We start from the raw sequence: 12,254 nt of genomic DNA, 5'->3' as shown, positions 1-12,254 counted from the left end.
TACATTACCTTCCGCGTCCTTTAATCCAAAATGCAAGTGAGGCGCCGTGGAATTGCCGGTATTGCCGCTAAGTCCAATGAGTTGGCCCGCGTTTACCTTGTCGCCGACTTGCGCTTTCACTTCGCTCATATGGCCGTAAATAGTCCGCGAACCGTCATCGAGTTTGACCGACAGCCCCTTGCCGATTGAATCACCGCTAGTAAATACGCGATCCACAACGCCAGCACCGAGGGACCTCAACGGCGTACCTTCGGGCATAGCGAGGTCGATTCCGCTGTGGGGCTGCCAATTACGCACGGGCGACAGTTCGCCAAACTCGCTAGATAGTCGAAATTTCATCGTCATGTTAATCGCCTCCTATGACGTAGCGATGCCGTGGAATACGTCGTCGACTTTATCCATTGCGTAAGGCAATCCGAGCAACATGAGGTAAACGAGAACGTGCGAGAAGAACGTTTTCTTAGCGCTGTCAAAGTCGCCGTTGCCGACGCTTTTAATCGCATCGAAGCCGCCTTTAAAAACGATGACCCATTTGCCGATTCCGATTATTTCGTAATAAAGACTCTGAGCGCCTGCGTCAATTGCGCTTGCAGCTAGCGCATAGTCAAAGCCACCGCCAGCGATTAAGATAACGACAGTCGCGCCGACAACCTTGTAGACAACGCCATACTTTTCGAAATGGCTTGGCGCAGGACGTGCCGGCTCGTTTCGCAAAAACTCACGGACAGACATCGTTTGTACTTTTTTATTTTTTCGCATAAAATCGCCTCCGGACGTGCATATTTTCGCAACCGACCGCATAAGCTGACGTAAACGCGCGTCGGCTACCTGGGCCAGCGTCTAACCTAATTTTCGACCACGAATTTAATAGCTCCGTTTTGACTCTTAAAACCTTGCTGCGTCGCGCCCGATCGGTTAGTAACCGCTGTGGCCGGCGCTTTTTTCGTGCCATTTTCCATGTCGCGTTGGATAAGCCGTTTAATATACCCGCTGAAATTCGGGTATTTGTCCGCGTACTTTTTCATTTCGAGTTGATCCGGGTCCAGGACGTTGAAGCTGACGGACTTGTTTACGATTTGTTTTGACATAGCGACCACCTCCGATTGATAACCGGTTAGGAACTACGTAAGAAATAAAGGAGATTTGCGTGCTAGTAGCGAAGTAGTTGCTAACCTGTTAATACACTATATGGGCGTCTGCGTATTAAATGCACGTCCGCTTAAAATAAATTTTACGAGGTCGAACATATGCGATGTAAATTGAAGGATATACGGAAGGAACAGGGTTGGACGCAAAAGTGGCTCGCCCAGCAAATCGGCGTGAGCGATAAAACCATGAGCGAAATTATAACGGAGAAATCGGTGCCTACGCTGCAGACTGCGATAAGGATTGCGAAAGTGGTTGGCGTGCCTGTCGAAGGGATATGGACGGAGGATTAACGAAAAAAAACGCCCCAACCGCGGGCGATAAGCCGTTAGTCAGGGCGTGTAAAATTCGATTAAGCTATCGTTTTTATCATAAACGTAAATAAAGTACGAGTCTAATTCGAGCGTCATTTCGCCGCGTCGTTCAACTAACGCAGACTCCACAGCGTCGGCAATTTCGTCGGCATCGTGCGATATGTATTGGTCGGACTTGAGTGCGTCGATTGTTACGGCGATTGCCTGGTCATCGTAATTCATGCGGACAGTAGTCGCGTTGTACTCCGTGAGTGCGTCCAGCAAAACCGCCTCGTCTATTTCTGCGCGTTCTTCGATCGTCATGCCGGCCGCTGAGATTGGAGTAGTCGGCTCTCCGCTTATCCAGTTATTGACCGCAAGGTATACGCCAAATAAACACGCGATAATCGCTAGTACCGTAAAGACTCGGCTATTTACCGGCATCTCTTTAAATTTCGCTAACATTCGTTTTACCACCGCCCTTTTTCCTAATTATAGCATGTTTCACAATATTATGTATACGCGCCGACAAACAAAAAGATTCGTCTGTCTGCGCAATTATTTCGTTACTTCCCGCTATCCTTATCGCCGAATCCTTTGCCGACCGACGGATTGCTGACGATACCGGCGAGCACCAGCACGGTCAGAATTGCGTCAACATATCCGTTAAACTTTTCGGGCGTAATCGCAAGCCCCGCGTCCTGTAGAACCATGCCGAACAATGCAGCCACCGCGACCCATAGTCCGTAATTCTTCCACTTCGCCATATTACTTCGCCTCCTTTCCGCCGTTAAATAGACCACGCTCGACCGCTACATAGAACAGTCCAATTGCGTCGCTGTCCGTTAGCTCTCCGTTTAAAAGCTTCGTACGCCACGATGGATCGATCGCCTTGTCGCCGTGTACGTCCTTGTCTGACCAGCGTTTTAATACGACCGATGTTGCATTCGCCATTGCGCTTGCTGTCGGTTTATACAAATTCGCCGCCTCCTTTGGTTTCGTTGTTTCTGCCGTTGATTTCTTCGCTAAATTGAATGCCTTTGCGATTCCCGCCGCGTGACCTTGCGCCAATGCTTCGATAAACGACGCTTCCTTTAACCTTGCAGCATCTGCCGCCTTGTCGATAAACAAGCATTCCGTCAGAACCGCCGGCATCTTAGACTCGCGCAATACGTGATAATTCGCTTTCTTCTTTCCTCGATCTGTAACGCCAGGAATACGCGACATGACTTCGCTGTGAATCGCGTTCTGGATCGACGCCTCTTTAGTGCCCGCCGTAGTGTAAACGAAATCCTCATAGCCGGTTCCGCCGCCCGCGTTAATATGAACGGACAGAAATAAGTCGGCTCCCCAAGCGTTAGCATCATTCGTTCTCTGCGACAATGACAGCGTTTGGTCGCCCGTCCGGCTAAGTTTCACGGTCACCCCGTCGTAGTCTGCGATTAGAATTTCGCTAATTCGCTTGGAGATTGACAGCGTTAAAACTTTTTCGAGTAGACCGTTGCCGATCGCGCCAGGATCAAGTCCGCCGTGCCCCGGATCGATATAAACTTTAACCATTATTGACCGCCTCCCATTTTATTTTTAATGTCGCGTAACTCGTCGATAACGACGTCGTACTTTTCGCTAAACTTATCGAGCAATTCGTGCAGACGTCCCTCGCGCTCTTTGTTCGTTTCTTCCATACGGCTTTCCCGTTCCTTATTCGCCCGCATTACATAAACAAGGAGCCATACGAAAAGAATCGCGAATGGACCCTGAGTTAAAAAATATTTAAGTGTCTCTGCTTCCATTAAAGCGCCCTCCTTTCGATGTAAAATAAAAAAGCCCGCTCTTAGCCGACTAGAATTGACCTTACTATTTCGCGCAGGTTTCCGACGTCAGGTACTTTGTCTATCGTCAACCTTCCCGCCAATATTGACTCCGCGTAAGATTTAGCGAGTGCAATCATAACGACCTCGCGTAGGTTTTGAAAATCAGGTACATCATCAATTGTGCGTAATCCATTCTGAATTAAAAGAACGTAATCTTTTACAATTTTACTTTCCGTTGTAAACATTAAGCGCCGCCTCCCGAAATCATTATCATCATTTCGAACAGCTCTGCGTTTGACTGTGCGCTTTCTAACCGTAAATCTTCGATCTGTACGCTTAGTGGCTTCGCAGGGACAATTGGATTATCCGGCGATTCCGGATTATGATACTCGAAGATAGGTTCCTTTGTTTCTAGATTAACGCCTATTAATCTACCTTCGCGAAAATCTTGCGCGTATGCTCCGAATGGCAATTGAATAACATCGACCGTTTCAAGATTGCGCTCTGATAGCGAAGTATAGGTTTCTACGTCCTGTTCGAATGTTGTTGCGCTAACAGCGCCGCTACGATCTCCTGTGTCAATGATCAAGTTTCCGGTTGATTTGTCGTAATAAACTTTTCTACCAATCTGCATCTTTTTAGAACCTCCTTTTACTCATACGCGATCCAATCGTATGCTGAATTTGCGTACTCAACATTGAATCTAAATCCATTTCCACTGAATGTAGCGCCGTTTGAGACAGCGACTGTAGGACTGTTGGAGCCGTCATTAACTTTCAAGAGACTTAAAACGCTAATGACTCCGTTATTGTTATACCGATACGGGTATGGCGCAGTGGTCGGATTGAATGCTATATAATAATCAAAAAACATGTTGTTTACCGAAGTGTAGGCAATTACCACAGAAGGCGTAAAATCCAAGCCGGCAACCGTTAATTCAAAAGTACCTTGCGAAGAAAGTGAACCTACCGCCCATTTCTTGCCCGTTTCAATTTGCCCTATCTTACTCGCCAGTGTCGCAAAGGTATCACTTGGGCTAGCTGATACCTCCATCGCAGTTATCGCCGAAGCAATCGCCGCCTTTCCTTCACTGGCTGACTGAAAAGCCTGATTTGCTCGATCCATTGCGGTTTTGACCGCCCTAGGCGTTGCTGCGAGTATCTCGCTCGTACTTATAACGCTATTTGACAGTTGTACGTGACCAGCCGCTGTAATAGATGCTTTTTCCTCTTTATGCGCTGTCAACTCGTTTTCAATTTCGGAGGTGTCAACATCCAATTGATTCGCTGGCACCTTTCCGTTTGGGCCGAGCGTTGCAACTTTTGCGTCGATAATGTCCCAGTTTTCGTTAAAAGATTGACGAGTGACATTTTCGTTACCTAACGGCTTTTTAATACCAACTCGTGGCGTTAATTCCGGCATATGATCGCTCCTTTTCTAATTTTTCGCATAGAAAAACGGAAGGCCGACGATGGCACTTCCGTTAATTGTTACCGCGCAATTTCCTCCGATTGCGGGCTAAACTAAAATCGTGTTCTTGGATACAATAAGACCGCCACTATCGGCAACATACTTAGTAGTTCCTTCTGGAGTGACCTCGTTACTCATGTGAATAGTACCGCTTGCCGCTTTCATGGAAACTACATTAGCTGTCCCATAATTATTCCAAGATGTTACGACACCACCAACTCCTGTAGTACCAATAGCCATTTCTGTTTTATTGCTTATCGTACTATTTCTTACATAAACTTTGCCGTTGTAGCCAGCTAAAATACCTCTAGAAGCTACATTAACACAAGATATATAACGAATATCCGCATTCGCATCTTCCACATAAACCCCTGCATATCTTGTGTAGTCTGCATGAAATGAAGTGCATTCTAGCCCATGAACTATAACTTCACTCAACAAATGTACATTTCTAACAGATACATACTTTACCTTGCAATTTGTAGGAGTAGCTGTATCCCCGATAATCGAAAGTTTTCCTTTTCCTCTAATATCAGAAATAATAAAACCATCTGTTGTCGTTCCTGCTAATACAGTAATTGTAAAGTTATGGTCAATCATCCGAGGTAATAAATCTACTGCTCGTTGACATGTTTTAACAGCAGTTGCTTGTGTTAAACCTTGATTAGAGTCACTACCATTCACAGCATCAACATAAATAACTCTGTCTGCTATCGATTTCCAGTTTTGTGCAGGATAATCAAAATCGTTATATTGACCTTTATCAATAACTTTAAGTTGCCAATCTATACTATCGCTAGCTATAAATCTATTACGGTTTCCTGTTATTTCTATATCACAAACACCGTTAGTTCCCTCAAAACGACAACCGACCCACTTGTTATTGCTCCCTCCACACAGTATACGTCTATCCACATATTGTGATTCTAATTGCATTGAATAGAACTTGTGGTTGTCACCTGCTTCAATATTGAAATATTTTGAACCGGAATAGTTAGAGAACCCTCCAATTTCAAATCCTCCACCAAAAATACTGACTTCATTCGCCCATCCAACTCCTGGATATACCGGTCTATTGTATGAAATTAAACATTCTGCGACTTTGGGTGTAAAAATATCAATATAAGCATTGGATTTCCCGTTTGAGGTATCATGAAGAAAACCATCTTTGAACCCTCGGATAAAAGGATTAAATATTTTAGACTTCTTCACCCCGTAAAAACGCCATCCTGTTCCTATTAAAACATCAGCAGCATTTCCGCCAACATTATAAGGGAAGTCCCTTGTGATTTTCGGATTATGAATTACTTGGTCTACACCTGATTGTGTTACAGCCGATCCAGTTCCTGTGTATTTTAATGAACCATAAAAAATAATAGAAATGTTACTTTTATTAATAACCCAATCAGTTGCATACTCAAACATGCCCATAGGTATAATTAACGTTTGCCCAGATTGTAAAGAATCCATTGCATCTATTAAGGCTTGCGAATTATCAAATCCCGAATCTGCTTTAGCACCAAATTGTTTGAGGTTAATTGTGTCAGGGAGTTGCTGCTCAGTTTGTGTCAATTGCGCGGTAACTTCCCCAACTTCTTGCGACACCGTATCAATTTTATCGTCTTGCCCCTTTGTCACTGCGTCAATCTTACGAAAGTTTTCGTTCAACTCTTCGCGCCTAAACGCGTCTGTTCCAACCCAATCGTTAAGTCCTAAATGGTCCGTTCTATTTGTAGCCATTAATTGACCGCCTCCTCTAATTCATTCCACGTAAAGTTCCGCGCGCCTAATGAATCCCAAGTGTACAACTCGCTATCAAACTCATTCCAGCGAAGATAACGATACTGATATTCGACGAGTATATGCGCAGGCATAAGGTCGCGTAGCACTTCTTGGAGCGTATCCATATTCGAAGGAACTCCCGTTATATCCGTAAACTCAATAACTACGCGATATTCACTCGGATATTCACGCACAATAACGGAACCGCCGGAATATGCGCTGCATACATCGGCAACTTTTTCTCGCGTTATCGTACCTGCCCCACGTAGCTTCGACTTAATCGCAGACCGTCTATCACTTGCGCTAGGGATAAATAAAGTCTCCAATTCGTCCCACGCTACGCCTTCAACAGTGCTGAACGATACGTTGTTCTGCCGAAAAGCATCGTAGATCGTGTAATCCAGCGCAACAGGCAGTCCGCAAATCCGCTCCCATTCCGCCAGTCCCCACGTCGCTGTATCCACGAAAAATTGGTCTAACACGTCTGAAATCTTCAAATTTAAGCGCTCAAACTCTACGGATTCAGCTCGCAAGATAGCACGTGATTCACGGTAATCCTCGTATTCTTTCGGCACATAATCGAACAGGTCTCGCTCAATGTTCCGTGTTATATTAGTCCCTAAAAACTTCACGCAAACTCCACCGCCCCTATAACGGCAACCGCCCCGTCTTGGATCGTTAAATTGCCCGTAACACCATTAATTACTAAATTTGCGTAATCGAGAACGGCCGTTACGTCTAAAAGTAAACTCGCAATCTGCGAATATCTTACGATTGGGTCAACGAAGGCAAGTTCCTTCAAGTAGTCTCGCAGCAACGATTCGAACTCCGCCTGAGCATCCGCCAGTTCAGCGCCATCCGCCAGCGTCAATGTTGCCGATACGTTTATTGGCGTTTCTGTTGCGCCAACCACCTCGACTGTTGCGCCGATTGGTCTAACACTTTCGATGTGTGCAATCGCAGTATTTACAACAGATTCCGGTGGTGCTGTTTTATCTACGTCTAATAGAACAACTTTTACCGTTCCGGGTCCGTTTGCTAATGGGTACACTTTCGCATCGCCAACGCCCGCAACTTCCTTCGCCCACTGTTCGTAGTGATTCGCGTTTCCTGACGTTGCTGGTCTGCGTACACGACCGAAGTATCGCGTTAATAACGATTCATCCGATTCGGCGTCTGTTCCACCGTCAAAGGCTTGCGAGTTAGTGACGGACGATACGCCGGATACATTGTCGAGTACAATTGCGATTTGACCTTGCGCCACGTTTCCATTTACTCCGGCCAGTTCCGCCACCGTTTCAACAGTGAGTGTACCGTTTGAAATCACGCCTACTTGCGTAGTAACAAAGTAAATCGGATCGGATTCGTCGGTGCTTAAACGCGTTCCCGCTTCGACCGTGATTCCGTTAGTTCCCGTGAAGGTTACTGTGCCAACCGCCGCTGTCGCAGGCTTACGAGTAAGGCCCATCTCGTTCGCACGTAAATCAAGTTCACGCGAAGGCATGTCAGGACTTGCGAATCCGAACGTCAGCACGCGATCAAGAGCTACGTATGCTTGTGCTAACTCTAATGCTGACGGTCTTGTCATGTCCCACACAATTGCCCCTTGCCGCTTGTCAATTTCATCGTCAACCGAGGCTAGCAACCGTTCATGTATAGTGTCTTGTGTTTCGTTAGTAAATCGCTCACTAATCGCCATTTAGCGTCACTCCTTCCGTAATTAATGTGCCGTCAATCGACGTGACGGTAAAACTGACGTACAATTGATCGCCCGTTCGCTCGATGTTAAAACCGCTAACACTCTCGATTCGGTCGTCATAAATCAACGCGTCAGTGATGATTTGCGGTATTTCCGACTGCAATAACTCGGCAGTCACATCGCTACCAATTAAGTCTTCAATTTCGCAGCCGTACTCGTCGTCATAAATCAGAAAGCGATAGCGTGCTGTACGAATAGCTTTAGAGATAAATTGGCGTAATGCTGTTTCGCCATCAATAAAGCCGTCGATTGTGCCTTCGCCGAGTGCGTAGGTTTTCGACGGAGCTGGCACGTTATCAATTTCGACAACTCTTTCTTCCTCTGGCAATAAAGGCGATAAAGCCATCAGTAAATCACCGCCTTATCTAAAACGAAGTATTGCTGGCTGTTTTTGGCGCTTAGTACGATGACACGATCGCCCTCGATCAGCGAAGTTGATACGCCAAACCCGACCATTATATCGTCCTTATCTAATTCGAAATTATCGCCGTCCAATCGAATCACAATCGAAGGAGGCGCGCTAATGACTGTGCCGAGTTCTACGTTCACGTCCGTATTGTGTCCGTGCCTGCTCATTAACTGAATAATTCGTGCAGCTCCGTTACCCTCTAACTTACTCATTACTTGTAGCCTCCTTCTCGATTTCAATTGGCGGTAAATCATAGGTTGCCGATAAAACTAACGCCATGGTGTGTGTGCCATTTGCGCTAAACGTATGCGTATCGCTAGAAACATAGTAACCGCCGATGATTTCCGTCATAGATTCGCGCACATAAACCGCTGACCCCGATATAACTTCGTCGATGCCTAGCGCGTCAACCGTTGCCTGGTCGTCGATGACTCCACGCTCTTTCAGTAGTGTTTGCGCCCGCTGCTCTACTTGTGACCGCGTAGCCTTTTCGTCCATGGTTTCGACTTCTTGCATGACGCCATAAAGACGTTGTAAGCCTGCGTTTTTCTGCGTTACAACGATGGAGTCCTCCTTGCCGCCGATAACTTTTATCTGCGTGATTGTGTCCTCGATAGATTGCGAGTAACTTGCGCTAACAAGGTTCGATCCATTTTCAATCAGCCAACGCGTATTTTGCTCTGATGCAGTCATTAGGTTTAACTTGCCGTCCTTACTCGATAAGAAAAAGCGCTTGCCCGTCTGCTTCTTAGTTAGGGTTAGCGCCATTAGTAAAATGTCGTATAAAGTTTTCGTTCGGCAGTTAAGTCGGGGAATCACGTAACCCGTATCGCTAATTTTGCCTATTGGTATACCGAAGTCGGAACATAGTCGTCTAGCAATATCGGAAGCTTTGACGTTGGTAAACTTGCGTGTTTCCTTAGATTTTACAAGGTAAACATTTTCGTCATAAGCCGTAATGTTCAAGCGACCGCGATCGTCGATATTTGATGCGAATAATACTCCGCGAAATAATCGTGTCCCGTTATTGCTAAACTCAATCGCTTTGCCTGGCGCAAATGTAACGGCTTGCTTACGTCCATCTAGCGTGTTAATTAAAGTGACGTCCAGTTGGCGGTTTGGCTTCTCGCTACTTCCGCTCCATGTAACAGATTCGACTAATTGCGTGATGTCTTGGCTGTCGTATATTACGCTAATACGTGCTTCGCTCACGGAATCACCAACTTTTGTCCCGGACGAATCAAGTCGGGATTCTTGCCAATTAACGCTTTATTTTTCGGATGATTATATATCGTCGCCCACCTCGCACCGTTATTATAAATCGACGGTTTCGCTGCGATCTTCCACAAACTGTCGCCACTTTTAACGGTGTATGTTTTTGGCGCAGGAGATTTAGATGATGGACGTTTAGCCTTCGTAGTTGTTGTGCTGTTTTTAGTTTCGCCAACTTTTCGGATTGTCACGTCGGTATAAACCTTTAGCGAAATGGTAAAGTAAATATCGCCTGGACTACCGGCTCTTTCCGGCTCAATATCTAAGTCACGAATAAGAACACGATAACTAATCGGAGTGCCCGTCACGGTAAAACGGATAGGCTTGCGATTGTCTCGCAGTCGTTCCAGCGTTTCAATCGCGTCCCACGGCTTAGGAATATTAGAATACTCGCAATAAGTCGGGTTATACTCGCGAGGAAAGAAAGAGGAAAACGTAAACTCTTTCGGAAGACGATCTCCTATAACTGTCACTTCACCCGCACGGCTGACAGTAACGTCCTCATAGCCGAAAGGACTTCGGATGCTCAGTGATTCGGGATTGACCGGAAATCGAACGCGATCGACTCCGCGCATAAGCCAAAATTGTAACGGATTAGCCATGACCCATCTGCGCCCCTTCCGATTCGATTAATAATGCGAGTTGCATAGCGATCTTTTGGATGTCGCCTTCTTCGCGAACGTGGAACGTATTGCCCGAAATATTTATTCCGCCGCCTGCACCGCCACGCTTACGTCTGTACTCCGCAGCTTCTCCGCGAGGTAGGATCATTTCGCCTTTGTGTAGCGAGTAATTTGCTCCGTCGTAAGGAACGTAGTTTAGACCGCCGTTTTTCTTAGGAGTATATCCGTTCTTACGGTTATTTAAGTGGTCCTTGTAACCGAGGATATTACTGTCGTTTTTACCGGTAATTGCGTTGATTGGCTCGTTAATAATAAATCCGACAGGATCGGCCATTAATTTCGCGAACCACGATTCGGACAATGACTGTTTAACTCCCGAAAGGATTCCACCTCCGATTGCGGTACCTACTTTGATCGCAATAGGTAAGATATTTTCGATTGAAGCTTCCACACCCGCAATTACAATTTGCATTAGATCGGCAGTCGTTTTAATAATCTTGTCACGACCTCCTTCATCAAGCCATGTTAAGAATCGTTGATATATATCTTCGATGACGAATTTAACTTGACCAAATAAAGTAGTCTGCGCTTGGAATTCCGGGTTACTCTTAATTGATTCGAACCACTTGCCTAGTCCGACCATTGCTGATGTCAACCCGACCATGATATTTTCGAGAATCTTCGCGCCGGTTTCCTGGAATGATTCAAACATCATGGCTCGATTTAACTTCTCACGAAACTCTTCCGGTGTGAAAAAGTTCTTAGCGTCCATAACTTCGTCAACTGTCGCCATGTTCGATTTCAATCCATTAAGGAAATTCTTCATAACGTTAAGCGCCGGAGTACCCATCGTACGCAAGATAACATTCGCGGACTCCTTAATCTGGGCCCAGACACCGAGCGTCGTTCCACCCATTTCGTCGATTAAGTGTTGCGTCATGCCAATGCTATTGAAATACTTGTCGAGTTCGCGAAGTTGGTCATCGAGTTCCATCTTTTTGATTTCGTTCATGACCTTTTTCGGCATCTCGAAACGTCGAACGATTGAAATGGCGTCCCCTGAGAACAACTCACGCAAAGCAAACACGGCACCTTCGACCCCTTGATACGGATCGATTGCAGCCATACGTTCCGCTAACGACCACATTTTTTCGAGCTGTCCCATATCTTTTGATGCAGTCAGAAACGACTTCGAGTTTCCTAACATTGATTGCGAGTCCATGATCGGCGAGTCAATCGCATAACTATCGACTAAGTCCATGTATTGCTTGCCGAGTTCCTTATCGTTTAACATAGCCGCAATGGTAATAGTGGATTGCTCGTATTTCGCCGCCTCACCGACGGTCTGCTCGAATATTTTTTGCGCACCATTAACAGCCGCGTATGCCGCCGCCAATCCGCCTAAGCTTGACGTTAGTGATCCTATCGACCGCATTGGCGATGTAATTGAACGGCTTAGCGTTGACATTGAACGTGATGCCAGATTGGATGAACGCGTAAACTGACCAAGCGAGTTACGTAAACGACCTTGTGCGTCGACGAAGTTACCCGTCGCATTGTTCGCTTGTTGCGTTTGACGCGTGATACTGCGCAGGGCATTCGAAAATTGCGAGCCGTTAAGACGCAGAATAGCTTGTAAATTAAACGCCATCTACTTGTTTCCTCCCTTCTTCGCGAGTTTAGATT

Annotated in this window: 18 protein-coding genes and 1 pseudogene; 1 reads left to right on the top strand and 18 read right to left on the bottom strand. The window is 46.0% G+C overall.

Annotation, left to right across the window (positions count from 1 at the left end; all coding sequences use genetic code 11):
* Positions 1–6 precede the first annotated feature (6 nt).
* From J1899_RS22840 to J1899_RS08175, 3 genes and pseudogenes are all read right to left on the bottom strand, one after another.
* Positions 7–339 (bottom strand): annotated as a pseudogene (locus tag J1899_RS22840) (M23 family metallopeptidase); the annotation flags it as partial.
* 18 nt (positions 340–357) lie between these two features.
* Positions 358–759 carry a hypothetical protein gene (locus J1899_RS08180; RefSeq protein ID WP_214478371.1) on the bottom strand — a complete coding sequence of 134 codons (402 nt, stop codon included), beginning with the start codon at positions 757–759 and terminating at the stop codon, positions 358–360.
* 86 nt (positions 760–845) lie between these two features.
* Positions 846–1,088 carry a hypothetical protein gene (locus tag J1899_RS08175; protein WP_214478370.1) on the bottom strand — a complete coding sequence of 81 codons (243 nt, stop codon included), beginning with the start codon at positions 1,086–1,088 and terminating at the stop codon, positions 846–848.
* A gap of 159 nt (positions 1,089–1,247) precedes the next feature.
* Between J1899_RS08175 and J1899_RS22835 the strand changes: the two genes are divergently transcribed.
* Positions 1,248–1,439: a helix-turn-helix transcriptional regulator gene (locus tag J1899_RS22835; RefSeq protein ID WP_214478369.1), complete on the top strand. Its 192-nt coding sequence runs from the start codon at positions 1,248–1,250 to the stop codon at positions 1,437–1,439.
* Between the two features lie 39 nt (positions 1,440–1,478).
* Here J1899_RS22835 and J1899_RS08165 read toward each other — a convergent pair whose 3' ends face one another.
* From J1899_RS08165 to J1899_RS08095, 15 genes are all read right to left on the bottom strand, one after another.
* Entirely contained in the window at positions 1,479–1,904 is a 426-nt protein-coding gene (locus J1899_RS08165; protein ID WP_214478368.1) for a hypothetical protein, read from the bottom strand.
* A 101-nt stretch (positions 1,905–2,005) separates the two neighbouring features.
* Entirely contained in the window at positions 2,006–2,206 is a 201-nt protein-coding gene (locus tag J1899_RS08160; protein WP_214478367.1) for a holin, read from the bottom strand.
* A gap of 1 nt (position 2,207) precedes the next feature.
* Positions 2,208–2,999, bottom strand: coding sequence for an N-acetylmuramoyl-L-alanine amidase family protein (locus tag J1899_RS08155; RefSeq protein WP_214478366.1), 792 nt, complete (start codon positions 2,997–2,999; stop codon positions 2,208–2,210).
* Positions 2,999–3,232, bottom strand: coding sequence for a BhlA/UviB family holin-like peptide (locus J1899_RS08150; protein ID WP_214478365.1), 234 nt, complete (start codon positions 3,230–3,232; stop codon positions 2,999–3,001). The genes J1899_RS08155 and J1899_RS08150 overlap by 1 nt, the downstream gene beginning before the upstream one ends.
* Before the next feature lie 41 nt (positions 3,233–3,273).
* Positions 3,274–3,498: a CD1375 family protein gene (locus J1899_RS08145; RefSeq protein WP_214478364.1), complete on the bottom strand. Its 225-nt coding sequence runs from the start codon at positions 3,496–3,498 to the stop codon at positions 3,274–3,276.
* Positions 3,498–3,887, bottom strand: a complete 390-nt coding sequence (locus J1899_RS08140; RefSeq protein ID WP_214478363.1) for a hypothetical protein — start codon at positions 3,885–3,887, stop codon at positions 3,498–3,500. The genes J1899_RS08145 and J1899_RS08140 overlap by 1 nt, the downstream gene beginning before the upstream one ends.
* Positions 3,888–3,904: 17 nt before the next feature.
* Positions 3,905–4,675, bottom strand: coding sequence for a tail fiber protein (locus tag J1899_RS08135; protein WP_214478362.1), 771 nt, complete (start codon positions 4,673–4,675; stop codon positions 3,905–3,907).
* A gap of 96 nt (positions 4,676–4,771) precedes the next feature.
* The gene (locus tag J1899_RS08130) at positions 4,772–6,463 is read right to left on the bottom strand and encodes a hypothetical protein (RefSeq protein ID WP_214478361.1); all 1,692 of its coding nucleotides are present in this window, start codon (positions 6,461–6,463) and stop codon (positions 4,772–4,774) included.
* A complete protein-coding gene (locus J1899_RS08125; protein ID WP_214478360.1) occupies positions 6,463–7,137 on the bottom strand; it encodes a putative phage tail protein in 675 nt (224 codons plus the stop codon). Before J1899_RS08125 ends, J1899_RS08130 begins: the two co-directional genes overlap by 1 nt.
* Positions 7,134–8,204: a baseplate J/gp47 family protein gene (locus tag J1899_RS08120; protein WP_214478359.1), complete on the bottom strand. Its 1,071-nt coding sequence runs from the start codon at positions 8,202–8,204 to the stop codon at positions 7,134–7,136. Before J1899_RS08120 ends, J1899_RS08125 begins: the two co-directional genes overlap by 4 nt.
* Positions 8,194–8,610: a DUF2634 domain-containing protein gene (locus J1899_RS08115; protein WP_214478358.1), complete on the bottom strand. Its 417-nt coding sequence runs from the start codon at positions 8,608–8,610 to the stop codon at positions 8,194–8,196. Before J1899_RS08115 ends, J1899_RS08120 begins: the two co-directional genes overlap by 11 nt.
* Positions 8,610–8,885 carry a DUF2577 domain-containing protein gene (locus J1899_RS08110; RefSeq protein WP_214478357.1) on the bottom strand — a complete coding sequence of 92 codons (276 nt, stop codon included), beginning with the start codon at positions 8,883–8,885 and terminating at the stop codon, positions 8,610–8,612. The genes J1899_RS08115 and J1899_RS08110 overlap by 1 nt, the downstream gene beginning before the upstream one ends.
* Positions 8,878–9,885: an XkdQ/YqbQ family protein gene (locus J1899_RS08105; RefSeq protein ID WP_214478356.1), complete on the bottom strand. Its 1,008-nt coding sequence runs from the start codon at positions 9,883–9,885 to the stop codon at positions 8,878–8,880. The genes J1899_RS08110 and J1899_RS08105 overlap by 8 nt, the downstream gene beginning before the upstream one ends.
* Positions 9,882–10,547 carry a LysM peptidoglycan-binding domain-containing protein gene (locus J1899_RS08100; RefSeq protein ID WP_214478355.1) on the bottom strand — a complete coding sequence of 222 codons (666 nt, stop codon included), beginning with the start codon at positions 10,545–10,547 and terminating at the stop codon, positions 9,882–9,884. Before J1899_RS08100 ends, J1899_RS08105 begins: the two co-directional genes overlap by 4 nt.
* The gene (locus J1899_RS08095) at positions 10,540–12,219 is read right to left on the bottom strand and encodes a hypothetical protein (RefSeq protein ID WP_214478354.1); all 1,680 of its coding nucleotides are present in this window, start codon (positions 12,217–12,219) and stop codon (positions 10,540–10,542) included. The genes J1899_RS08100 and J1899_RS08095 overlap by 8 nt, the downstream gene beginning before the upstream one ends.
* Between the last annotated feature and the right edge of the window lie 35 nt (positions 12,220–12,254).

The sequence above is a fragment of the Cytobacillus gottheilii genome (assembly GCF_018582665.1).
GTDB classification, from domain to species: domain Bacteria; phylum Bacillota; class Bacilli; order Bacillales; family Cytobacillaceae; genus Cytobacillus; species Cytobacillus gottheilii.
The sequence above is the reverse complement of the archived record's forward strand: the minus strand, read 5'-3'. Positions and strand labels throughout refer to the sequence as shown.